Genomic DNA, 22126 nt, shown 5'->3' with positions numbered 1-22126 from the left:
GGACTAGTATCAAGCTAGCGTCGTGCCACCACGGAGGAGAGATGTCCAACGTACTGCTGGTCGATGACGACTCGGAAACCATAGGCTGGCTCAGCGAGTTCATCAAGGGCGAGGGTTATACCGTGGCCACCGCCGATTCGTTGCGCGCCGCGCGCATCCATCTCACCCGCTCGACTCCCGATGTCGTGCTCACCGACCTGATGCTTCCCGACGGGCTGGGGATCGAGCTCGTCGACGAGCTCGAATCGCGCGACACCACGGAAGTGGTCGTCATCACCGGGCACGCGAGCGTCGAGACCGCGATCGACGCGCTGCGCTCCGGTGCCACCGACTACCTCGTCAAGCCGGTCGACATCGAGCGCCTGCGCGGCATCCTGCAGCGGATCCCGAAAACGGAGCATTTCCGCCAGGAAATCGGCGAGCTGCGCAACGAACTGCGCAAGCTCGGACGCTTCGGCCACATCCTCGGCAGCTCCCCGCCGATGCACCGCCTGTACGACCAGCTCTCGCGGGTCGCGCCGACCTCGGCCTCGGTGCTGCTGATCGGCGAGAGCGGCACCGGCAAGGAAGTCGTCGCGCAGACCATCCACGACCTGAGCCGGCGCAAGCGCCACCCGTTCCTGCCGCTCAACTGCGGCGCGGTCTCGCCGCAGCTCGTCGAGAGCGAGCTGTTCGGACACGAGAAAGGCAGCTTCACCGGGGCCGATCGCCAGCACCATGGCTTTTTCGAACGGGCCAACCGCGGCACGCTGTTCCTCGACGAAGTCACCGAGATGCGCCCCGAGCTGCAGGTCAAGCTGCTGCGCGTGCTCGAGACGGGCACGTTCATGCGGGTCGGCACGAACGAACACATCGCGACCGACGTGCGGCTGATCGCCGCGACGAACCGCTCGCCCGAAAAAGCGGTCGCCGAGGGCCGCATGCGCGAAGACCTCTACCACCGCCTCAACGTGTTCCCGATCTACCTGCCGCCGTTGCGCGAACGCGACACCGACATCGAACTGCTCGCGGAACATTTCCTCGCCGAGCTCAACGAGCAGGAGCAGACGAACAAGCGTTTCTCGCCCGCGGCGATCGCCGCGCTGTATGCACACAACTGGCCGGGCAACGTGCGCGAGCTGAAGAACTACGTCCATCGCGCCTTCATCCTCGCCGACGACGTCATCGAGCCGGACCACGCGCCGGAGAGCTTCCTGCAGAAATCGCACAGCTCGGTGATCACGATCCGTGTCGGCACGCCGCTCGACGAAGTCAACCGGCGGGTCATGGAGGCCACGCTGATGGAATGCGGCAACGTCAAGCGCAAGGCCGCCGAGATGCTCGGTATCAGCCTCAAGACGCTCTACAACCGCCTCGCCGTCTATAACGCCGGCAAGGAGCTCTATGACGAAGAGGATGCCGAGGAGTTCGCGGGCGGGCCGGGTGACGACGAGGACCGCGCTTCGACCAACGGGGTGCAGTGATGCCGCAGCGGCGGGCGGGGCTGCGTCGCTGTAAGTCTTACAGACTGGCGTAAGTCTTACTGGACATCCGCATTGCATTTCCTGCGGCGGCACGCGTTTTCCCCCTGCATGGAATGTGCTTGCAGGTGAGGACATGCGAACTCCCCCGGAGGTGTGCCAATGAGCAAGGAAAGCAGACACGGCCCGTCCAGACCCGGTCCGGCCGATCCACCGAACCCTCGTTATCCGGTACCCGATGCCGAAGACACGAACCTGGCCCGTCCCCCGGTTGCCGACGAGCTGCCGCTGCCGCATGAAAGGGACGAAGCGCCCGACCGGCCCGAGCCGGAGGGGAAACTCCCGCGCAAGGTGATCGAACAGGCAGCGCGCGATATCCGCCGCGGCCTGCGCGACACTGCGGGGCGCGGTATTCCGTCGGACGTCCCGGGGCCGGGCGTGCCGCCTGAACGCTCGCCCGGCGCCGACGTGCCGCCCGAGACGCCGGAGGCGACGAACCGCGACCCGCGCGAGGATGAGCGCCGGCGATGAATGTCATCTCGTTCGGGCACGCGGCTTGCTCATCGGCGAGTACGCCAGCGGCTTTGCCTCGGCAACGGGCTTCGGCAGATCACTCAAAGGAGAACCCAGAATGGAAAACACGACAACGGGTACGCAAGGCACGATGGCCGGAAGCGCGGAGAAGGGAGCGGAGAAAATAGAGCAGCTCTCGAGCACTGCCCACGAGGCGGTCAATCGTGTTGCCGGGGCCGCGTCCTCGACGCTGCGGCACGCCGGGGAAAAAGGGCAGGAGTGGATCGCGGCGCAGGAGCATATGCTGGAAGGCGCGCGCGAGTGCGTCAGGCGCCATCCGGTCGCGTCGGTGGTGATCGCGGTGGGAGTGGGGATGCTGTTCAGCCGCTTCACGTCGCACTGACCGCGCCGCGAGCGGGAGTCGATGATGGCGGCGGGGACGTACGAAACAGGCCCGGCAGACCCTTCGCTGCCGGGCTTGTTGCGGCGGGTCAAAAGTCTGGCCAAAGCGTACGCAGCGCTGGTCGTCGTCGACGCCCGCCACGCGGTGCACCAGGTCATCGAAGTGCTGTGCGTCGCGATCGTGGCGGCAGTGCTGGTGGTCACGGCGTGGCTCGCATTCGTTGTCGCCGTCGCCGGCTGGCTGCTCCAGGACGGCATCTCGTGGCCGGGGGTGCTGGCGTGCGCGGGCCTGATCAACATCGTCGCCGCCGCGCTCGCGGGCACGTGGCTGTGGCGTCAGCTCAAGCACAATCCGCCGCTCGCGGCGACGTTGCGGCAGGTCGAGGGCGAGCCGCCGGGCGGAGACCGACGATGAACACGCGTGGAGGATCGCTCGCGGAGGCGGAAGCGCGGGTCGCGCGCGAGCGGGCATTATTGGACGCGCAGTTCGACGCCTGGCGCGCGCATGTGCGCAGCGAACTCGCGTCCCCGCGTGGCCTGGGCACAGCGCTGATGATGGGGTTTGTCGTCGGCAACGTGATGCGGCGACGCCCTCCCCGGCACGAGGCGGCGGCACCGGTGCGCAAGGGCTTTCTCGCGGTGGCGACGGGTCTGGCGCTGTCCGCGTTGCGCTGGCGCTACGGCAACCCGTGGGCCGCGGTGCCGCAGCTGGTGGGCTGGCTGCAGCAGCAGGGCGCGGGGAGAGCCGCTCCGTCAGGCGCAGCCGCGACCCCGTCACCTCCCTGGCAGGGGCCGCGCGCGATTGCGAAACGGTAATTATCTGCAAAAAAGAACACTGCCACCGGATCACGGTCATAGGATAAGTGAACCGGATGGCGGCCGTCTTTGCACAAGCGTGACGCGAGGGCGGAGGTTGGTGCGGTTTGGAGGTCACAGATGACTGACCATGCCGATGACGATGCGAATGGGCGATAGCGTCTTCCTTCCCGCTGCCGCGGAACGGGCCCCGAGCGTCTGGGGCATGCGGCTCCAGCAGGTGTCGGCGTACGCGAGCCCCGCGGTCGCGGTGCTGGCGCTGATCGGCGCGGTGGGGTGGTTCATCGGGATGCCCGCGCTCGGGACGCTGGGGGCGGAGTTCGTGCCGTTCATGCCGACCAGTATCGTCAAGCTCCTGTTCGTTGCCTTCGCGTTGCGCGAGCTCGACCGTGCGCCGGCCGCGCGCGCGCGTTTCACTGTCGCGGTGGCGGCCCTTGTCGTCGCGCTGATGTCGGTGATGGCCCTGACGGTCGGACCCGACCCGGTCGGCATGGTCCTGTCGCCGCTGTTGCCGACGGCCGAAGCCGGATCCATTTATTCCCCGTCCGGGCCGGCAGTCGGGACAGCCACCACCTACCTCCTTCTTGCCGCGGCGCTGGCGCTGGCGCCCCTGAGCGACCATCGCCTGGTCGCGATCTCGCGGCTGCTGGCCGTAGCCGTCGGCGGCGTCGCGCTGGTGGCGGTGGTGGGGCTGACTTTCCATCTCGTCCGCCTGAACCTCGCGATCCCTTCGGTCGGCATCGCGCTGCCGGTCGCGCTGGCGCTGCTGATCACGAGCTTCAGCCTGCTGATCAGGCATCCGTCGCCGCGGTTCATGCAGCTGCTCGAGCACGATTCGCCCGGCGCGGTGATTTTCCGCCGCCTGCTGCCGGTCGCGGTCGCCGTGCCGCTCTTGGCCGGCTGGCTGCAGGCACTGGGCCAGCGCTTCGGATGGTTCGGCGTGGTCGAGAGCGAAGGGGTCGTGGCGGTGGCGATGATCGTCGCGTGCACGGTCCTGATCCTGTGGACCGCCGCCCGGCTCGACGAGATGAACACCGACCGTTCGATCGCCGAGATTCGCGCCAACACGCAGCAGCAGTGGCTGGAGGTCACGCTGGCGACGATCGAGGACGCAGTCATCACCGTCAATAACGAGATGCGTGTCGGGTTCCTCAACCCGGCGGCGGAGACATTGCTCGACGTCAAGGCCGGCGACGCGATCGGCTGCGATCTGCACGAGCTGGTCGTGCTCGTCGACGAAGCCACCGACCAGCCGATGGGGTCGCCGTTCGCGAGGGCGTTTTCCGAGCTGCGCCAGGTAACGATCAGCGGCGAACCGGCGCTGCGCATGCGTGACGGCAGCGTGCGCGCGGTGGAGGCCACCGCGACGCCGATCCGCGACTGGAAAGGCGGGATCAGCGGCGGCGTGCTGGTGCTGCGCGACGCCCGCGCCCATCGCGCGCGGGAACATGCGGACCGGCAGGCCTACGCGGCACTCGACCGGCGCGTCGGCGACCGCACGCGGGCGCTGGAACGGACGATGTCGGTGCTGCGCGAGAGCACGACGCTGCTGCGCACGATCGCCGCGAGCACGCCGGAGCTGATCGTCGCGAAAAGCCGCGAAGGCCGCATCATGATGGTCAATCCGGCCGCGCTGCAGGCGATGGGGCTGAGCCGCGCGCAGGTCGTCGGGCACAAGGAAGAGAGTCTTTTCGGCGACTCCGAGGAAATGCGGCGCATCCTCGAAAACGACCGCCGCGTTATCGAGACGCGCCGGCCGATCGTCGTCGAGGAATCGCGTACGACCCGCGCGGGCACGCGCACTTTCCTCGTGACGAAGTCGCCGTTGCGCGACTCGCAGGGGCACGTGTTCGGCCTCGTCGGCGTGTCCAAGGACATCACCGAGCGCAAGCGCGCGCAGCGCGAACTCGAACAGCTGCTCGTCGCCGAACACCGCCTGCGCGGCGAGGCCGAACGCGCCAACCGCGCGAAAGACGAGTTCCTCGCGATCGTTTCGCACGAGCTGCGTTCGCCGCTGAACGCGCTCAAAGGCTGGAGCCAGGTGCTGACCGCGTCGGGCAACCCCGAACCCGCGACGGTGCTGCGCGCGGCGGAGGCGATCAAGCGCAACATCGACCACCAGACGCGGCTGATCGACGACCTTCTCGACACGTCGCGGATCATCAGCGGCAAGCTCGAACTGAACAGCCGCCGCGTCAATCTCGTCGAGATCGTCAACGCCGCGATCGACCTTTCGTGGGATACGGCAAAGGCGAAACGGATCGAGCTGCGCGTCCACACCGATCGCCCGTCGATGACGATCAACGGCGACCACGACCGGCTGCAGCAGATCGTCATCAACCTGCTCGCGAACGCGCTGAAGTTCACGCCCGAAGGCGGCTGGGTCGAGCTGCGCCTGACCCGGGGCGAGACGTCGGTGATCCTGTCGGTCGCCGATTCCGGAGTCGGCATCGAGGCCGGCTTCCTGCCGCACGTGTTCGACCGCTTCAGCCAAGCCGACACTTCGATGACGCGTCGCCACCAGGGCCTCGGGATCGGGCTCGCGCTGGTGCGCAACCTGGTCGAACTCCACGGCGGCAGCGTGCGGGTCGAGAGCGCCGGCCCGGGTTGCGGTTCGGTATTCACGGTGGAACTGCCCGGCCCGGTGCAGGATGCCCTGCCGGGCGAATCGCCCGAGGCGCGGGAAGGCCGTCCGCCGCGCACCGCGCTCGAAGGCGTCGAAGCGCTGGTGGTCGATGACGAGGCGGACGCGCGCGAAGTGATGACGCTGATCCTGTCGCAGGCCGGTGCGCACGTGCGCACCTTCAGTTCCGGTGCCGAGCTCCTCGCGGAACTCGCCCGGCCCGATGCCGTCAGCCTGCCGGCGATCCTGCTGCTCGACATCGCGATGCCGGGCGACAGCGGCTTCAGCGTGCTGCAGCGCGTGCGCGAGCTGGCTTCGCTGCCGTTCATCCCGGCAGTCGCGGTGACCGCCCTGAGCCGCCTCGACCGGACGCGCTTCGAACTCGCCGGCTTCCAGGAATGTGTCGGCAAGCCGGTCGAAGCGCGGATCCTGATCGAGACCATCGCCGCGGTGCTCGACGCCGCGGACCGCGAGACGCAACGCCTGAGAGCGTCGGCCGCGTGACATTCGCGGTGCCGGTTCGCGCCGCGAATTGCATCCTCCTGTAATCGTTGCAACGCCTTGCGCCGCCGTGACGGCCGATCGGCCTGTTCGGCAGGACGCCCAGGGTGGGCACGGCGTTTGCCACTCTCCGCGGAAGAGGGAGCAGGGCCGCCGTCACCAGGACGCAAGGCGTCCTCCGGCAGCTCACCGATCGCGCAGGAGGAGCACGATGATGAAACGACATCGTTCGCAGCCAACGCAACAGCAGCACGACGAACAGGTCCGCCGCGAACAAGGCGGGCGCGGCATGCCGGGACCGGGTTATGGCAGGCCGCCCGGCGTTTTCGGACAGGATCAGGGCAGCGGGTCACGCCAGCCGCAGCAGCTGCAGGGCAGCCAGCGCGGTTTTGACGATGGAGGTTCGGCGGGGGGCTATGGCTCGGTGCGCGAAGGTTCGTTCGGCGGGCGCGCGAGCCAGGAATACGGACGCTCCGGACAGGACCCGAACCTGCAGGACTGGCGCAAGGGCAACCCGGGCGGGAGCTTGGAAGGGTGTGGCGGGTACGGCGGCAACCGGCCGTATCACGGGATTTCCGGCGACGCCGACTACGGCCCCGTGGACCCCGCCCTGGGGCGCTTTCAGCAGGGCGGCTTGCGCGGCGGCTTCGGCGCGGGCGACTACGGGTCGTCGCAAGGCCAGTGGATCCAGGACCAGGAACTGCCATACGTGGGCAGCCCGTCGTACAGCCGCACGCCGCAATACCGCGGCATGCGGCTGTGGAGCGACGTCGGGCGCGGCCGCCAGGGGCCGAAAGGCTATTCGCGTTCCGACGAGCGCCTTCGTGAAATCGTCTGCGAGCGCCTGATGCAGGACCAGTCGCTCGACGTCAGCGAGGTCTCGGTGACTGTTTCGCACGGCTGCGTCACGCTCGAAGGGACGGTTCCCGAGCGCTACATGAAGCACGGGATCGAAGACGTCGCCGACAGCTGCTGGGGCGTCAAGGACATCGAAAACCACCTGCGCATCCGTGCTCCGGAGCCTCCGCCCGGAGCGCAGACGTTCGCCAGCTTCGAGGCGTCGTCGCACCAGAGTGCGCAGGAAACCGGAGCTTCGTCCGGGCGATCGGTATCCGGGCAGTCGGAGCCGGGCGATTCGGGCGGACGAGGAAGCTCCTCCGGCAAGTCGACAGGACAAGGCAGGGAGTGAGCAGCGCCGGCCGGACGCCGCCCGGCGTCCGGTCGTCTTCATCGTGGAACCTTCATCCAAAAGGAGTAATGACATGGCAAGCATCAATCCTCCCGGCACCACCACTACCGGCACTACCACCACCACTAGCACCCAACACGCCGACATCGTCGGCTCGGGAAATGAAGACCACAGCGGACCCGGCCCCGAGGTCATGGCGGCGAGCACGCTGGAAGGCGACGACGTCGTCAATCGCGCCGGGGAAGACCTGGGCAACATCAAGGAGGTCATGATCGACGTGCAAAGCGGCCGGGTCGCGTACGCGGTGCTGTCCACGGGCGGTTTTCTCGGCCTCGGCCGCAAGCTCTTTGCGATCCCGTGGGGCGCCTTGACGCTCGACACGGACCGCAAGTGCTTCATCCTCGACGTGGACGCCGAACGGCTGAAGAACGCTCCGGGGTTCGACAAGGACCACTGGCCGAGCATGGCCGACACCACGTGGGCGAGTGAAATACACGCCTATTACGGCCAGCGGAACTACTGGCAGCCTCCGAGCCACTGACCCCTGCCTGAGGGCCAGGGCCGGCGGCGGAATTTCGCCCCGGCCCTGTTTTTTGCCGAACGATCGGCCTCCCTCAGCGCGGGGCGCCAAGCAGGCGACCGTAGCCCCGATGAGAGCTTCCTCGCCGCCCTCGACGCGCGGCTTCGTCCTGCGCCTGCTGTCGGCAGCGGTGCTCCGCTATCCGCAGCGCACTGCGGCTGCGCTCGGCCTGGTCGTCCTCGCGAAGCTCGCCGCGGTCTCGGTGCCGCTGGCGCTGAAAGCGATCATCGACAGCCTGGGCGATGCACCGGTCGCCGTTCTGCCGGTTTTCCTCCTGCTCGGCTACGCGCTGCTGCGCTTTCTCGGCACGTTCTTCAGCGAAGTGCGCGACGTCGTGTTTGTGCGCGTCACGCAGAAGACGGTGTCGGGATTCCTCCTCGACGTGTTCCAGCACCTGCACCGCCTCAGCTCGCGTTTCCATGCCAAGCGCCGCATGGGCGGCGTCACGCGCGACGTCGAGCGCGGCACGGCGGGGATCGGTTTTTTACTGGGTGTCGGGCTGTTCACGATCCTGCCGACGATGGTCGAGATCATCGCGGTGATCGTGATCATGACGCTGAACTACAGCGACTGGTTCACCGGCGTCATCCTCGCGACCTTTCTCGTCTATGCGAGCTTCACGGTGCTGTTCACCGAGCGCCGGGCGATCTACCAGCGCGCGCTCAACGAGCTCGATTCGAGCGCCAACGGGCGGCTCGTCGACAGCCTGCTGAACCACGAGACGGTCAAGTACTACACCAACGAGCGCTACGAGCAGCGGCGCTTCGGCACCATCCTCGACGACTGGGTCGACGTCGGCGTCAAGAACCAGAAGGCGTTGTCGATGCTGCATATCGGCCAGAGCGCGATCATCGCGGTCGGCGTCGCCAGCGTGATGCTGCTCGCGGCGCAGAACGTCGTGCAGGGCTCGATGTCGGTTGGCGACCTGGTGCTGGTCAACGCCTACGTGATCCAGATCTGCCTGCCGCTGAACTCGCTCGGTTTCGTCTTTCGCCAGACCCGCGACGCGGCGGTCAACGCCGAGAAAATGCTGCGCCTGCTCGAACAGAAGCCCGAAATCGGCGAAATCGCGCAGGCGGCGGACCTCGCGGTTTCGCGCGGCGAGGTGCGCTTCGAGCACCTCGACTTTGGCTACGAGCCGAACCGGCAGATCCTGCGGGACGTGAGCTTCACGATCTCGCCCGGCGGCACGGTGGCGGTCGTCGGCGGCAGCGGTTCGGGCAAATCGACGCTGGCGCGGCTGCTGTTCCGCTTCTACGAGGTCGGCGGCGGGCGCATCCTCATCGACGGCGTCGACATCCGCGAGGTCTCGCTGCGCAGCCTGCGCGCGGCGCTCGGCATCGTGCCGCAGGACACGATCCTGTTCAACGACACTGTCGCGTACAACATCGCCTACGGGCGCCCCGGCGCGTCGCTCGCCGAGGTGATCGACGCGGCGAAGGCCGCCCACGTGCACGATTTCATCTCGGCGTTGCCGAACCAGTACGACACCGAAGTCGGTGAACGCGGAGTGATGCTGTCGGGGGGCGAAAAGCAGCGCATCGCGATCGCGCGCGCGATCCTCAAGAATCCGCCGATCCTGGTGTTCGACGAAGCGACGTCGGCGCTCGACACGCGCTCCGAGCGGGCGATCCAGGACGAGCTCGACCGGCTGGCGAAGACGCGCACGACGCTGATCATCGCGCACCGCCTGTCGACGGTCGTCGACGCGGACGAGATCCTCGTGCTCGAACACGGCCGTGTCGTCGAGCGCGGCTCGCACGACCACCTGTTGCGCCAGGGCGGGATCTACGCGCAGCTGTGGCAACTGCAGCGCCAGCAGCAGGAAGTCGAGCGCGCCGAACGGGGCCTTGCGACGCAGCAGATCAACCTCGTCGCGCTGCTCGCCGGCGTCGTCGATGGCCTGCGCGCCGCGATCGACGCGCGCGGCATCGGCTTCTACAGCACGATTACCGCCGACCCGGTGCGCATCACCGGCGATCCGGGGCTGCTGCAGCAGGTGATGTGGGCGCTGGCCGAGAACGCGATCGCCTCCACGTCGCCGGGAGGACGCGCCGAGTGGCGCATCGAGCGCGTCGGTGAGCGCCTGCGCGTGAGCTTCATTCACGCCGGAAAGACGGCCGACGCCGAACCTCCGCCAGCCGCCGGGGTGCCGCCGCTCGACCTGACGACGATCCGCGCGATCGTCGAGCAGCACCACGGCACGATCGAGCTGCGGCGTGACCCGGACGGGGACGTGCGGGCGATCGTCGAGTTTCCGCTGCGGGGGGCGCCAGCGCTCGGCGTCGCCGCAGCGGACGGCGGCGCAGCGCCTGTCGTGGGCACCCCGGCGCTCGCGGTGCCGTCGATTTCAGGAATCAACGTGCTGGTCGTCGATGACAACGCCGAAATACGGGCGCAGCTCGAGGCGCTGCTGAACCGGCACGGCGCGTTGTCGCGTTCCAACCCGTCCGGCGCCGCGGCGCTCCAGTGGCTGTTCGCGCTGCCGCGTTCCAGGTGGCCGGACATCCTGGTCTGCGATGTCGCGCTCGGCGACGAGGACGGCTACGAGGTGATCCGGCAGCTGCGCCGCTTCGAGGTGGAGCACGAGTTCGGCCTCGCCGACCGTCTGCCCGCGATCGCGCTGAGCGCCTATCGCGGTGATCACCGCATGCGCGCGATGCTCGCCGGGTTCCAGGTGTGCATCGCCAAGCCCGTCGACGGCGACGAGCTCGTCGCCGTGATCGCGAACCTTGCCGGACGGCGCGCCGATTCTCCTTCGCCTTCGCCTGCGCCACCGGCCCTCGAACCGCCGCCATGACTTTCGCGCTTGGCGGCAGCCCGAGCGCTTTCCCCGAAACCCACCCCGGAGCAGCCCGACATGACGACACTGAATGAAGATGCGCCCGCCGCCCCTGGCGCCGGCAGCCACTACCTCACGCCTGCCGCGGCCCGCCGGGCGATCGCCCTGGCGGCCCCGATGATCGAGCACGCGATGCGTGACCGCAGCGTCGTCGGCAGCGGTTTTCTCCACGTCGTCGTCATGGACCCGGCCCGAGCGCCCGGCACCGCGTCGTTCGAGGAGGCGATTCTGCACGAGCACGCGTTCGGCGATCGCGCCGCGTGGGACGCCGACTACGCCGCGTTCGCGCGCGCCAAGGCGCGGCTGAGCTGGACAACCGGCAGGGACGGCCGCGTCGTGCAGCAGCAGTTCCCGCACCTGCTGCGCACCGGCGACACGCTGCTCGCCGGTGGCGTGTGCCTCGACGGCATCGTCGTCGCGGCGAGCGGCGCGTTTCCGTGCTACGACGAGGTGTTCGCCGGCACCGTCGCGCTGTGCTTGCGGGCGCTGGCGCGGGAAGCGCGCGAGGCGGAGCGCGAGACCCTGCGGCTGGCGCCACGCCCGCCCGAGCCGGAGCCGCCGTCACTGCTGCGGCCGCGTTGAGGACGCGTTGAGGACGCCTCCGGGCGACGACGGCGCGAGGCACCGCAATTGCTCGTCGGTGCGTGCCACATGCATGCGGGCTGCACGCCTTCCGCGCGCCGCGCATCCGCGGGGCCACGGAGGCCGTCTTGGATACGATCCTCGCCGAACTCACTGCCGGGCTGGGCGGGTTTCATGAACTCGTCAGGCCGGTGTTGCGCCTGATGGTCGCGCTGCTGTGCGGCGCCGTCATCGGCATGCAGCGCGAACGCGCGGGAAAGGCCGCCGGATTGCGCACGCATATCCTCGTCGCGTCCGGCTCGACGCTGTTCGTCATCGCGGCGGTGGAGGGAGGCATGGACAGCTCCGGCCTGTCGCGCGTCATCCAGGGCTTGGTTACCGGCATCGGTTTCCTCGGCGCGGGCGCGATCCTGAAACGCGAACGGGAAAACAACATCCGCGGACTGACGACTGCCGCAGGGATATGGATGACGTCCGCGATCGGCGTGACGATCGGGCTGGGACGTTTCGGCGTTGCGATCGCCGCGACCGTGATCACGTGGATCGTGCTTTCGGTGCTGCGCCAGATCGAAATCTGGACCGACACCGAAGGGAACGACCGTCCCTGAGCCATTCCATCCGTCCGGTTTGGCCGTGGAACCCCCCGCCCGGCCCGGCGTCGTATGGGGGCGTCCGTGATCGTGTTCAACAAGGAGATTTCCATGACCACCACCCCACAGAAACCGTACACCGATCCTTCGGTGCACAAGCCGAAGGATTCGCATGTCGAGGATCTTATCGACGAGTCGAGCGAAGAGAGTTTCCCGGCGAGCGATCCGCCGGCCGTGTCCCCGAAACGCGACCCGGTCGCGCCGAAGACCGGGGAAACTGGCGGGCGGGACGACAAGGGGAAGAACGAAAGCCCGTGAGCCGGGAAGGTCCGCGACCGGACAGGGCGAGCGCAGCCAGAGGAGCCCTATGGCGAGTGCCACGAGCGGGGTCGGTGGCGAGCGGCCGGCGCGGTTACAGATCCGACTTCTCGGTGCGGTCGAGATCATCCTGGACGGTCGGCGTCTGCGCGCCTTCGACTCGCTTCGCCTGCAACGGTTTCTGGCGTTGATCGCGTTGCGGCGAAGCCCGCAGCACCGCGCACGACTCGCGTTCGAGCTGTGGCCCGACTCCGACGAAGCGCAGGCGCGCACCAACCTCAGAAAGCTGCTCCACGACTTCCGTCATGCCCTTCCCGAGAGCGGCGAGTTCGTCGACATCGACCACGAGACGGTGCGGTGGATCGCGACCGGGCCGAGCGAGGTCGATGTGCTGAGGTTCCGGGATGCCGTGGCGGCCGGTGCTTTCGCGCTCGCCGCGCGCCTCTATGGGGGCGATCTCCTTCCCGCCTGTTATGACGACTGTGTCGTTGATGAGCGAGCGACACTTCGCGCCGAGGCGTATCGGGCCTTCGTGCGGCTGACCGAAGAGGCGGCGGGGCGCGGCGACCACGAAGCCACGCTCAGGCATGCCCAACGCATCATCGGCCTGGAGCCGACCGACGAAGCGGCCGTTCGATTTCAGATGACAGCACACCTCGCGCTTGGCGATCGAGCCGCGGCGTTGCGCGCCTACCACCGCTACGCGGAGGTGCTCGAGCGCGAGCTCGGGGTGGCACCGGGCGAGGGGATCGGGTCGCTGTACCGACAGCTCCGGGCCGGCACGCTCGACCGCGACGAAGTGCGGGGCAAGGACCTGCCCGTCGCCGAATCGCCTTTCGTCGGCCGCGAGCTCGAATGGAAGCAGCTTGTCGCGGCATGGAACGCCGCGCGGGAGAGGGGGACACATTTCGTGCTGGTGACCGGGGAAGCGGGAATCGGAAAATCCCGTCTCGCCCTCGAACTCGGCCGCCACGTTCGGGCAGAGGGGCACGGAGTGGCCGCGGCGCGTGCCTACGAGGCTGCGGGCAGACTGCCATGGGGTCCCGTCATCGACCTGCTCCGGTCGGACGCCATCCGAAGCCACCTCGACACGCTCGACGCGGTCTGGCGGGCCGAGCTCGCGCGTTTGCTGCCCGAGCTCCGCGACGCTTCCCGGCCGTCTGAACGGCGCCGGTCGGGCGATCCGGCCCAGCGCCATCGGCTGTTCGACGCGGTGGGCCGGGCGATTGTCGCCGGCGATCGGCCGCGCTTGTTGATCATCGACGATCTGCAGTGGTGTGACGCCGAAACCATCGAGTTGATCGGGTTCGTTGTCCGTGCCGGACAGACGGCACCGGTCCTGATCGTCGGTACCGTGCGCTGGGAGGAGCTTCCACCGCAGCATCCCCTCGTTGGGCTCGTCGACGCCTTGGGCCACGATCAGGCAATGACCACCGTGCCACTCGACCGACTCGACGAAACCACCACTGTGACGCTCGCTGCCCAGCTGCGCGCCGAGGCCACGCTCGACCCAAAGCTGGCGGCACGACTGTGGCGCGAGACGGAAGGCAATCCCCTCTTTGTCATCGAAGCGCTCCGAGCCGGGATCTCGGCAGACGGCGGTCAGGCAGTGCTCACCCCGACGATGCGGGCGGTGCTGCGCGCCCGACTGGGCCAACTCACTGACGGCGCTCGGCAACTCGCCGAAGTGGCGGCCGTCATCGGCCGGCCCTTCTCGGTCGGTCTGCTGGCCTCGGCCACCGGGACCGATGAGCACGAGCTCGTTGATCACGTCGACGAACTCTGGCGTCGCCGGATCATTCGCGAACAGGGGCTGACGTACGATTTCACTCACGACAAGCTTCGCGCCGTCGCGCTGGAGATGGTCAGCCCGGCGCGTCGACGCCAGCTCCATCGCGCCGTCGCCGCGGCGATCGCGGTCGGGCGCCACAAAGACCTCGACGCGGCGAGCCCGCAGCTGGCCGCCCACTACGACCAGGCCGGCATGGTCGAACCGGCCATCGACGCCTATCGCGCGGCGGGGGCCCGGGCAGTGGCGGTGTCGGCCGTCGACGAAGCGGTCACCCTGTTTCAGCGCGCGCTCGCGCTGCTCGCCGAATTGCCACCGTCAGCCGAGCGCGACGCGCTCGAACTCGACCTCCGGATCGCCCTCGGGTCCCCGCTTGTTGCCCTCGACGGGTACGGCTCCAGGGGGGCGCACCAACTCTACGAGCGCGCCCTGTCGCTGTGCCGCAAGCTTCGCCGACCCGTGGCGCCGCCGATCCTCCGTGGTCTCGGCCTCGCCCGGCTGCAGGGCTGCCGCTTCGACGACTGCGATGAACTCGCGCGGGCGCTGCTCGAGCATGAGAGTCATGATCCGGTCGCCCGGACCGAAGGCCGCTATCTCCTCGGCGTGAGCGCGTTCTGGCGCGGCGATCTGACCAGCGCCCGCCACTGGCTCGATGGCGCGGTCGAGGCCTACGACGTTTCCCATCGCGACGAGCATCTGGCCTTGTACGCCCAGGACCCGAAGGCGGTGTGCCTCGTGCGGCGGGCCTGGGTCGAGCTGTGGGCCGGAGATCCCGGCCGCGCCGACGAGACCGCCCGATCGGCGCTCGCGATCGCCGCCGGCCTCGATCATCTGATGACTTTGGGGTACGTCACCACTTACGCGGCGATCATCGCGGCCGAAGCCGAGGATCTCGCCCGCCTCGCCGAGCTTCTCGCGGACGCGGACCGTCTATGGAAGCGCTTTTCGGACCGCTACCTCGCGGTCGTCCTGGATGCCCTCCGGGGCTGGCTCGACGTGTGCGCGGGATCGGCCGCGGGCCTCGAGACGATCCTGCGCGCGGTGGCCCGCTCGCGTGCCGAAGGCGAAACGCTTCATCTGACCTACACCCTCCTTCTCCTCGGCCGGGCGCGCGGCATGCTTGGCGAGTTCCGCGAGGGACGCGCCGCCACCCGCGAGGCGCTCGCATGGACACAGCGCTGCAACCAGCGCTATCTCGAGGCCGAACTGTGGCGCGTCGACGGCGAGCTGGCCTATCGCAGCGGGGAAAGCGAAGCCGCCGCCGTTTCCTTGCGCCGTGCCGTCGAGATCGCCCGCGCGCAAGGGGCTGGCTGGCTGGAGCTTCGCGCGCTGCGATCACCGGCTTGAGCGCCTTGTCGTCTTCGATCCGGGCCGTGCCGGGGGTGTTCTTCAAAGTCCTTTTCTCCCAATTTTTCGTGCTAGTATTCAGTTGTGTACATGGCAACACAAGGTACGACGATGGAAACCACGACACTGACCTTGCGCATTCCGGCGGAGATGAAGGAACAGCTCGACAGACTGGCTGACGCGACCCACCGCTCCAAGTCTTACCTGGCTGGTGAAGCCATTCGGCAATATCTTGAACTTGAGAGCTGGCAAATCGGTGAAATACAACAGGCGCTCAAGGAAGCGGATGCCAATGATTTCGCATCCGATGATGAAGTCGATGCGGTCATGAAAAAGTATGCCGGTTAAGTGGCTGCGTCGTGCTCTGGAGAACCTGGACGACGAAGCGGCCTACATCGCGGAAGACAACCCGCGCGTGGCGGCGGAGTTCGTTCGGCACATGCGAAATAGTGCCGCAATGCTCGCGGATCACCCCAATATGGGGCGCCCGGGCCGCATTGCCGGAACGAGAGAACTTGTCGTGACCCGTTTCCCGTACATCCTCCCTTATCGCGTGCGAGGCGGTACCGTGGAAGTTCTGCGCGTTTTCCATACCGCCAGAAAATGGCCCAGGCGGATCAACTGACCGCTTTTTGCCAAAACCTGGTCCGGGCCGCAGCGTGCAGTCGGTTTTCATCAGTTGCTGCTTCGGCGAACGTCGGCTATGGAGAACAAAGCCGGGCAGGTCGGGAACGCTTCGGGAACGCCCGCGGGCGCATCCTCTGCGCACCCTGGTGAAACGGAGGAGCACGCCATGAGCGACACGATCAAGACACTGACCGAAGCGGTACGCGGTCGCGTCATCACCCCTGCGGATTCCGACTACGACGACGCGCGCGCCGTCTACAACGCCATGCACGACCGCAGGCCCCACGCCGTGATCCAGTGCGCGGATTCGGCCGACGTGATGGCCGTGGTCCGTGCCGCCCGCGACGGCGGCCTCGACCTCGCCATTCGCGGTGGCGGCCACAGCGTTCCCGGCTTCGGCACGGTGGATGACGGCCTCGTCATCGACCTGTCGCGGATGAAGTACGTGCGCGTCGATCCGGTGAAGAAGGTCGCCCGGGTCGGCGGCGGCGCGACCTGGGGCGATGTGGACCATGCGACCTACCCGTTCGGCCTGGCCGCACCCGGCGGGATCATCTCGACGACCGGCGTGGGGGGCCTGACGCTGGGTGGCGGCATCGGCTACCTGACGCGCGGCGTGGGGCTTTCCATCGACAACCTGCTGGCGGCCGACGTCGTGCTTGCCGATGGCCGGCAGGTCACCGCGAGCGATTACCAGAACGAAGACCTGTTCTGGGCCCTGCGCGGCGGCGGCGGCAACTTCGGCGTCGTCACCAGCTTCGAGTTTCAGCTCCACGAGGTCGGCGACATCGTCGGCGGGCCGCTGTTCTACGACTTCGACGATGCCGCCGCGGTGCTGCAGTGCTACCGCGAGTTCATCGCGACGGCGCCCGAACAGCTCGGCTGCTTCTTCGGCTGGCAGATCGCGCCGCCGCTGCCCTTCATCCCCGCGGAGCGGGTCGGGGACCTGTTCTGTGTGCTGGTCACGTGCTGGAACGGCCCGCACGCGGAGGCCGAGCGAGTCCTCAAGCCCCTGCGCGACGCTGCCGAAGTGAAGGCGGAGCAGGTCGGCGTCATGCCCTTCCCGGCCCTGCAGAGCGCCTTCGACGGCCTCGTGCCGAAAGGGATGCAGCATTACTGGAAAGCGGACTTCATCCGCGAGCTCAGCGACGCGGCGATCGCGGCGCACATCGAGCATGGCAGGAAGACGCCGACCATCAGCTCGAGCATGCATCTGCATCCGATCAACGGTGCGGCGCAACGGGTCGGCGCCAACGAGACCGCGTTCGGGCACCGGGACAAGAGTTTTGCCCCGGTGATCGTCGGAGTCTGGTCGGACCCTGCCGACAACGACGCCAACATCAAGTGGGTGAGGGACTACTACGCCGCGATTCATCCCCACTCGGGCGGCGAGGGGGGCTACGTCAACTTCATGTCCGGCGACGACGATCAACGCGCGCCGGCAAACTATGGCGCCAACTACGAGCGGCTCGCGGCGGTGAAGGCGGCCTATGACCCGGACAACCTCTTCCACATCAACCAGAACATCGCGCCGGCGAAGGGACGCTGAGCATCGCGGCGTTCATCCATTACGGAAAACCCCAGATCGTTATCGACGTCTGGGGGGCCGGGATGCGGGCGCTCGCGTTTTACTGCTGCGACGAAAAACTTAGCAGATCAGGCGGCAGCGTATCGTCCCGTCGATCGCGTTGAGTTCGTCGAACGCCACCTGGCGCGCTTCGGCCTCGACGTCGATGACGACGTAGCCGACGTGCTGGGTCGTCTGCAGGTACTGCGCGACGATGTTGAGCCCGGCTTTCGAAATCCGGTCGTTGATGCGCGCAAGCATGCCCGGCACGTTGTGGTGGATGTGCAGCACGCGGCACTGGCCTTCGTGCGCGGGCAGCGACACCTCGGGGAAATTCACCGCCGAAACGGTCGATCCGTTGTTCGCATAGCGCGCCAGCTTGGCCGCGACCTCGCGCCCGATGTTGGCCTGCGCCTCGGCCGTCGAGCCGCCGATGTGCGGGGTCAGGATGACGTTGTCGAAGCGCAGCAGCGGAGAGACGAAAGGTTCGTCGTTGGACTTCGGTTCGGCCGGGAACACGTCGATGGCCGCGCCGAGCAGATGGCCGGAAGCGAGCGCGTCGGCGAGGGCGTCGATATCCACGACCGTGCCGCGCGACGCGTTGATGAGGAAACTGCCCGCCTTCGTCGCGGCGAGGCGGGTCGCGTCCATCATGTTCCGCGTCGCCGGAGTTTCGGGCACGTGCAGGCTGACGACATCCGACGCCGCCAGCAGCTCTTCGAGCGACCCCACCTGGTGCGCATTGCCGAGCGACAGCTTGGCCTCGATGTCGTGGTACACGACCTTCATGCCGAAGTGCTCGGCGAGCACGCCGACCTGCGTGCCGATATGGCCATAGCCGACGATGCCGAGCGTCTTGCCGCGGATCTCCCATGAATTGCTCGCGCTTTTCATCCATCCGCCGCGGTGCAGCAGCGCGTTTTTCTCCGGAATGCCGCGCATCAGCATGACGATCTCGGCGAGCACCAGCTCGGCCACGCTGCGGGTATTGGAGAACGGCGCGTTGAACACCGGGATGCCGAGCAGCGCCGCCGCCTCGAGGTCGACCTGATTCGTGCCGATGCAGAAGCAGCCGATGCCGAGCAATTTCGGCGCGTGCCTCAGCACTTCCTCAGTCAGCCGAGTGCGCGAGCGGATGCCGACGAAGTCCGCGTCGGCAATCGCGTGGATGAGTTCGTCGCCTGCCAGCGCCCCGGGACGCGCGTCGACGCGCGAGTAACCGTTCGCGCCGAGCGTCTCGACCGCAGTCGCATGGATGCCTTCGAGCAGCACGAACCTGAAATCGAAGTGGTGCAGCGGTGAATTTTGCATGATCGGGCCTCCCGCCGTCCGGTGAATGCTAGTCGGGCCCGCCTCGCGCCCGCAGGCCCCGCGGCGGGGCTCAGGACGATTCGCGCAGGCGGGCGAAATAATGCGGCACGCGCATCAGGGCATAGTGTGCGCCCGCATCCCTGACTTCGTTGCGACCACCGGAAAAACGGCGCGTTTCGCTGAATATCACTCTCGCCGCATCGTCGGCGTCGTCGTTTTTGCCGGTGCGGAACGCCCACGCAAAGCACTGCGTTCCGGCCGGAGTTTCATCGTCGACCGCTTCGGCCACGCCGGTGTTCGCGATCGCGAGGTTCGCGGCGCTTTTTTTCAGCGCTCCTGCGGCCATCTCGCGCGCCACTTCTTCGCTGGTCAGGTTGAAGCGTTCGATCGTCTCCCGCTTCACGCCGAGGCACTGCTCCTTCGCCTCGCACGAATAGACCACGTAAGCGCAGTCGAGCAGCGCGCCGGCGCCCGGGATGTCCGCGAGACGCGCCGCGATCAACCCCGCAGTGCAGGACTCGGCGGTCACCAGCACGAGGCCATGCTGCTTCATGAACGCTGCAACATCCTCGATCGGTTCCCTCTTCATCGTGTTTCCCGTTGTCGCGCAGCTCCACCGTGTCGTAGGGCCAAGCAATTGCGGTGCCCAGCCAGCGGCGCCGAAGGCCCGCTATCGACGCCGCAGGCCGCGGCGCAGCATCCCGATGAAGGAGGGCAGCGCGAGCCCCAGCGCGAACGCGAGATAAACCGCGCTCAGCGATTCGGGACTCAGGCGGCGCTCGAATCCGGGCGTCAGCCGTTCCGGCGTCAGGCGCAGATCGACGAAGCAGGCTGTCGCCGACACGCCGAGCGCCGTGGCCATCGTGCGCCATGCGCCGAGCCGCGATCCCGCATGGGCAATGCGTTCCTCGAACAGCAGCGCCCACAGGATCGACATCGCATGATGGATGCCGGCGCCCGGGAGCGTATATCGCAGGGAAGGTCTCTGCTGGCGCAGCGCCGCGCCGCGCCAGATCCAGTGGCTGACCGCATTGACCGGCGCGAACACGCTGCGACAGTCGCGCTGGCCGCCGCAGGCGAGCGCGACCAGCGAGACGAGCCCGGCACCGCTGCCGGAAACAAGGGCACGGCGAAGCACGCGCAGCCAGTCGGTCATGGTTAGCTCCGTCAGTCTGGATGGTGGAAGAGGGCGGGGCCCGGTCTTTGCGCCAGGCGCATGCAAGCGCGGAGCCCGCGTGCAGGAGAAGCGCGATGAAGATCCTGATCACCGGCGGAACCGGCTTTCTCGGCAGCCATTTCGTCACCCGGCTCGCACGCGAAGGCCACCGGCTGACCCTCGCCGTGCGCGACCCGGTACGCGCCCGTGCCCGCGCCCGCGCGACCGCTGGCGCGTTCGACTATGCCGCGGTCGATTTCATGCGCGCGACGCGCAGCGCCGACTGGCTGCCGCTGCTCAACGGCATCGACGTCGTCATCAACGCAGTAGGCATTTTGCGCGAACAGGGCGGGCAGACTTTCGACCTGCTGCATCGGCAGGCGCCGGCGGCGCTGTTCGCGGCGTGCGCGCAAGCCCGGGTCAAGCGGGTGATCCAGATCTCGGCGCTCGGGGCGGACGAGCACGCGCAAAGCGGCTACCACCTGAGCAAGCGCGCCGCCGACGAAGTGCTGCTCGGGCTGCCCGTTTCGGCCGCGATCGTGCAGCCTTCGCTGGTGTATGGGGCCGGCGGCACGAGCGCACGGCTTTTCGGCGTGCTCGCCTCGCTGCCGCTGATTCCGCTGCCGGGGCGCGGCGACCAGCGGGTGCAGCCGGTGCATATCGACGACCTGGTCGAACTCGTCGTGCGGCTCGTCGACGGCGAACTGCCGGAAAACCCGCGCATCGCCGCGGTCGGCCCGCATGCGCTGACGCTGCGCGAGTTTCTCGCGGCGCTGCGCAGGGCGCTCGGCATCGCGCGTCCGCCCCGTTTCATCCCGGTGCCCGATGTGCTGACCGACAGTGCGGCCAAAGTCGCCTCGATGCTGCCCGGCGCGCTGCTCGACGTCGACACGCTCGCGATGCTGCGCCGGGGCAACACCGCCGACCCGTCAATGATGCGCCGACTGCTCGACCGCGAACCGCGCCGGGTCGAGGACTTCATCCCGCCTCGCGAGGCCGGCGCGGCGCGCCTCGGCGTGCAGCTGCAATGGTTGCTGCCGGTGCTGCGCGCGAGCCTTGCGTTCGTCTGGATCCTGACCGGCATCGTGTCGCTCGGCGTTTTCCCGGTCGCCGAGAGCCATGCGCTGCTCGCCCGGGCCGGCGTGCCGGAAGCGCTGCGCCCGGCGGCGTTGTATGGCGCCGCGCTGCTCGACCTCGCGATCGGCATGCTGATGCTCGCGGGGCGTCATCGCGCGGCGGTGCTCGTCGTACAGGCGGGCCTGATCCTCGCTTATACGGCGATCATCAGCTGGAAGCTCCCCGAGTTCTGGCTGCACCCCTATGGTCCGGTGTCGAAGAACCTGCCGATGCTCGCGGCAATCTGGCTGCTGTACGAACTGGAACCGCGCCGATGGAATACCAATACCTGATCGTCAAGTGGCTGCACGTCCTGTCGTCGACGGTGCTGTTCGGCACCGGCATCGGCAGCGCGTTCTACCTGCTGCGCGCGAGCCTCGAGCGCGATCCGCTGGTCGTCGCGTCGGTCACGCGCAGCGTCGTCGTCGGCGACTGGCTGTTCACCGGCACCACGGTCGTGCTGCAGCCGCTGACCGGCTTCTGGCTGACAGCGCTGGCGGACGTCCCGCTCGACAGCCGCTGGATTGCCTGGTCGCTCGTGCTGTACGTGCTCGCGGTCGCGTGCTGGCTTCCCGTCGTCGTGATCCAGATCCGCCTGCGCGATGTCGCCGCCGAAGCAGCGCAGAATGCCCGGCCGTTGCTGCCGCCCCGCTACTGGCGACTGTTCCGCGTGTGGTTCGCGCTCGGCGTGCCGGCATTTCTTGCATTCGTCGGTATCTTTTACCTGATGGTCGCCAAGCCGATATGACAGGGTCAGCATTGCGCCAGGACGGGCCCGTCCCTTGCTCGACCGGCCC

Annotated in this window: 21 protein-coding genes; 18 read left to right on the top strand and 3 right to left on the bottom strand. The window is 68.0% G+C overall.

Annotated elements, in window-relative coordinates; all coding sequences use genetic code 11:
- Positions 1 to 41: 41 nt before the first annotated feature.
- From GO606_RS15865 to GO606_RS15790, 16 genes are all read left to right on the top strand, one after another.
- A complete protein-coding gene (locus GO606_RS15865; protein ID WP_169118688.1) occupies positions 42 to 1463 on the top strand; it encodes a sigma-54-dependent transcriptional regulator in 1422 nt (473 codons plus the stop codon).
- Positions 1464 to 1622: 159 nt separating this feature from the next.
- Positions 1623 to 1991 carry a hypothetical protein gene (locus GO606_RS15860; RefSeq protein ID WP_211166637.1) on the top strand — a complete coding sequence of 123 codons (369 nt, stop codon included), beginning with the start codon at positions 1623 to 1625 and terminating at the stop codon, positions 1989 to 1991.
- Between the two features lie 100 nt (positions 1992 to 2091).
- The gene (locus GO606_RS15855) at positions 2092 to 2376 is read left to right on the top strand and encodes a hypothetical protein (RefSeq protein ID WP_169118687.1); all 285 of its coding nucleotides are present in this window, start codon (positions 2092 to 2094) and stop codon (positions 2374 to 2376) included.
- Positions 2377 to 2397: 21 nt separating this feature from the next.
- Positions 2398 to 2790, top strand: a complete 393-nt coding sequence (locus GO606_RS15850) for a phage holin family protein (RefSeq protein WP_246979656.1) — start codon at positions 2398 to 2400, stop codon at positions 2788 to 2790.
- Entirely contained in the window at positions 2787 to 3191 is a 405-nt protein-coding gene (locus GO606_RS15845; RefSeq protein WP_169118685.1) for a hypothetical protein, read from the top strand. The genes GO606_RS15850 and GO606_RS15845 overlap by 4 nt, the downstream gene beginning before the upstream one ends.
- A gap of 148 nt (positions 3192 to 3339) precedes the next feature.
- Entirely contained in the window at positions 3340 to 6318 is a 2979-nt protein-coding gene (locus GO606_RS15840) for a PAS domain-containing hybrid sensor histidine kinase/response regulator (RefSeq protein WP_246979654.1), read from the top strand.
- 208 nt (positions 6319 to 6526) lie between these two features.
- Positions 6527 to 7504 (top strand): BON domain-containing protein, encoded by a 978-nt coding sequence (locus GO606_RS15835; RefSeq protein ID WP_169118683.1) that lies wholly within the window; start codon positions 6527 to 6529, stop codon positions 7502 to 7504.
- 73 nt (positions 7505 to 7577) lie between these two features.
- Positions 7578 to 8045 (top strand): PRC-barrel domain-containing protein, encoded by a 468-nt coding sequence (locus GO606_RS15830; protein ID WP_169118682.1) that lies wholly within the window; start codon positions 7578 to 7580, stop codon positions 8043 to 8045.
- A 109-nt stretch (positions 8046 to 8154) separates the two neighbouring features.
- Positions 8155 to 10884 (top strand): ABC transporter transmembrane domain-containing protein, encoded by a 2730-nt coding sequence (locus GO606_RS15825; protein WP_169118681.1) that lies wholly within the window; start codon positions 8155 to 8157, stop codon positions 10882 to 10884.
- A 60-nt stretch (positions 10885 to 10944) separates the two neighbouring features.
- Positions 10945 to 11508, top strand: coding sequence for a hypothetical protein (locus GO606_RS15820; protein WP_169118680.1), 564 nt, complete (start codon positions 10945 to 10947; stop codon positions 11506 to 11508).
- Between the two features lie 128 nt (positions 11509 to 11636).
- Positions 11637 to 12116, top strand: coding sequence for an MgtC/SapB family protein (locus tag GO606_RS15815; RefSeq protein WP_169118679.1), 480 nt, complete (start codon positions 11637 to 11639; stop codon positions 12114 to 12116).
- Positions 12117 to 12209: 93 nt separating this feature from the next.
- Positions 12210 to 12416 carry a hypothetical protein gene (locus GO606_RS15810; RefSeq protein WP_169118658.1) on the top strand — a complete coding sequence of 69 codons (207 nt, stop codon included), beginning with the start codon at positions 12210 to 12212 and terminating at the stop codon, positions 12414 to 12416.
- A 49-nt stretch (positions 12417 to 12465) separates the two neighbouring features.
- Positions 12466 to 15552, top strand: a complete 3087-nt coding sequence (locus GO606_RS15805; RefSeq protein WP_169118678.1) for an ATP-binding protein — start codon at positions 12466 to 12468, stop codon at positions 15550 to 15552.
- Between the two features lie 111 nt (positions 15553 to 15663).
- Positions 15664 to 15900: a CopG family ribbon-helix-helix protein gene (locus GO606_RS15800; protein ID WP_169118677.1), complete on the top strand. Its 237-nt coding sequence runs from the start codon at positions 15664 to 15666 to the stop codon at positions 15898 to 15900.
- A complete protein-coding gene (locus GO606_RS15795; protein WP_169118676.1) occupies positions 15890 to 16177 on the top strand; it encodes a type II toxin-antitoxin system RelE/ParE family toxin in 288 nt (95 codons plus the stop codon). The genes GO606_RS15800 and GO606_RS15795 overlap by 11 nt, the downstream gene beginning before the upstream one ends.
- Positions 16178 to 16345: 168 nt before the next feature.
- Complete coding sequence (locus tag GO606_RS15790) at positions 16346 to 17728, top strand: FAD-binding oxidoreductase (RefSeq protein WP_169118675.1); 1383 nt, start codon at positions 16346 to 16348, stop codon at positions 17726 to 17728.
- 99 nt (positions 17729 to 17827) lie between these two features.
- Here the strand turns inward: GO606_RS15790 and serA are convergent, their stop codons facing one another.
- The 3 genes from serA to GO606_RS15775 all read right to left on the bottom strand — a co-directional run bounded on the left by serA (position 17828) and on the right by GO606_RS15775 (position 20213).
- Positions 17828 to 19057 (bottom strand): phosphoglycerate dehydrogenase, encoded by a 1230-nt coding sequence (gene serA / locus GO606_RS15785; RefSeq protein ID WP_169118674.1) that lies wholly within the window; start codon positions 19055 to 19057, stop codon positions 17828 to 17830.
- A gap of 70 nt (positions 19058 to 19127) precedes the next feature.
- Positions 19128 to 19646 (bottom strand): CinA family protein, encoded by a 519-nt coding sequence (locus GO606_RS15780; RefSeq protein WP_169118673.1) that lies wholly within the window; start codon positions 19644 to 19646, stop codon positions 19128 to 19130.
- A gap of 81 nt (positions 19647 to 19727) precedes the next feature.
- A complete protein-coding gene (locus tag GO606_RS15775; RefSeq protein WP_169118672.1) occupies positions 19728 to 20213 on the bottom strand; it encodes a hypothetical protein in 486 nt (161 codons plus the stop codon).
- A gap of 95 nt (positions 20214 to 20308) precedes the next feature.
- Between GO606_RS15775 and GO606_RS15770 the strand changes: the two genes are divergently transcribed.
- The gene (locus GO606_RS15770; RefSeq protein ID WP_169118671.1) at positions 20309 to 21622 is read left to right on the top strand and encodes an SDR family oxidoreductase; all 1314 of its coding nucleotides are present in this window, start codon (positions 20309 to 20311) and stop codon (positions 21620 to 21622) included.
- Positions 21604 to 22077 carry a DUF2269 family protein gene (locus GO606_RS15765; RefSeq protein ID WP_169118670.1) on the top strand — a complete coding sequence of 158 codons (474 nt, stop codon included), beginning with the start codon at positions 21604 to 21606 and terminating at the stop codon, positions 22075 to 22077. Before GO606_RS15770 ends, GO606_RS15765 begins: the two co-directional genes overlap by 19 nt.
- Positions 22078 to 22126: the final 49 nt, after the last annotated feature.

The organism is Aromatoleum anaerobium, assembly GCF_012910705.2.
Taxonomy (GTDB): domain Bacteria; phylum Pseudomonadota; class Gammaproteobacteria; order Burkholderiales; family Rhodocyclaceae; genus Aromatoleum; species Aromatoleum anaerobium.
The sequence above is the reverse complement of the archived record's forward strand: the minus strand, read 5'-3'. Positions and strand labels throughout refer to the sequence as shown.

Bases quoted from the DNA above. Each gene is read 5' to 3' on its own strand.
- GO606_RS15865 (WP_169118688.1), top strand. From the start codon at position 42: ATGTCCAACGTACTGCTGGTCGATGACGACTCGGAAACCATAGGCTGG.
- GO606_RS15850 (WP_246979656.1), top strand. From the start codon at position 2,398: ATGATGGCGGCGGGGACGTACGAAACAGGCCCGGCAGACCCTTCGCTG.
- GO606_RS15770 (WP_169118671.1), top strand. From the start codon at position 20,309: ATGAAGATCCTGATCACCGGCGGAACCGGCTTTCTCGGCAGCCATTTC.
- GO606_RS15830 (WP_169118682.1), top strand. From the start codon at position 7,578: ATGGCAAGCATCAATCCTCCCGGCACCACCACTACCGGCACTACCACC.
- GO606_RS15825 (WP_169118681.1), top strand. From the start codon at position 8,155: ATGAGAGCTTCCTCGCCGCCCTCGACGCGCGGCTTCGTCCTGCGCCTG.
- GO606_RS15845 (WP_169118685.1), top strand. From the start codon at position 2,787: ATGAACACGCGTGGAGGATCGCTCGCGGAGGCGGAAGCGCGGGTCGCG.
- serA (WP_169118674.1), bottom strand. From the start codon at position 19,057: ATGCAAAATTCACCGCTGCACCACTTCGATTTCAGGTTCGTGCTGCTC.
- GO606_RS15840 (WP_246979654.1), top strand. From the start codon at position 3,340: ATGGGCGATAGCGTCTTCCTTCCCGCTGCCGCGGAACGGGCCCCGAGC.
- GO606_RS15765 (WP_169118670.1), top strand. From the start codon at position 21,604: ATGGAATACCAATACCTGATCGTCAAGTGGCTGCACGTCCTGTCGTCG.
- GO606_RS15810 (WP_169118658.1), top strand. From the start codon at position 12,210: ATGACCACCACCCCACAGAAACCGTACACCGATCCTTCGGTGCACAAG.
- GO606_RS15835 (WP_169118683.1), top strand. From the start codon at position 6,527: ATGATGAAACGACATCGTTCGCAGCCAACGCAACAGCAGCACGACGAA.
- GO606_RS15820 (WP_169118680.1), top strand. From the start codon at position 10,945: ATGACGACACTGAATGAAGATGCGCCCGCCGCCCCTGGCGCCGGCAGC.
- GO606_RS15775 (WP_169118672.1), bottom strand. From the start codon at position 20,213: ATGACCGACTGGCTGCGCGTGCTTCGCCGTGCCCTTGTTTCCGGCAGC.
- GO606_RS15795 (WP_169118676.1), top strand. From the start codon at position 15,890: ATGCCGGTTAAGTGGCTGCGTCGTGCTCTGGAGAACCTGGACGACGAA.
- GO606_RS15805 (WP_169118678.1), top strand. From the start codon at position 12,466: ATGGCGAGTGCCACGAGCGGGGTCGGTGGCGAGCGGCCGGCGCGGTTA.
- GO606_RS15790 (WP_169118675.1), top strand. From the start codon at position 16,346: ATGAGCGACACGATCAAGACACTGACCGAAGCGGTACGCGGTCGCGTC.
- GO606_RS15860 (WP_211166637.1), top strand. From the start codon at position 1,623: ATGAGCAAGGAAAGCAGACACGGCCCGTCCAGACCCGGTCCGGCCGAT.
- GO606_RS15855 (WP_169118687.1), top strand. From the start codon at position 2,092: ATGGAAAACACGACAACGGGTACGCAAGGCACGATGGCCGGAAGCGCG.
- GO606_RS15800 (WP_169118677.1), top strand. From the start codon at position 15,664: ATGGAAACCACGACACTGACCTTGCGCATTCCGGCGGAGATGAAGGAA.
- GO606_RS15780 (WP_169118673.1), bottom strand. From the start codon at position 19,646: ATGAAGAGGGAACCGATCGAGGATGTTGCAGCGTTCATGAAGCAGCAT.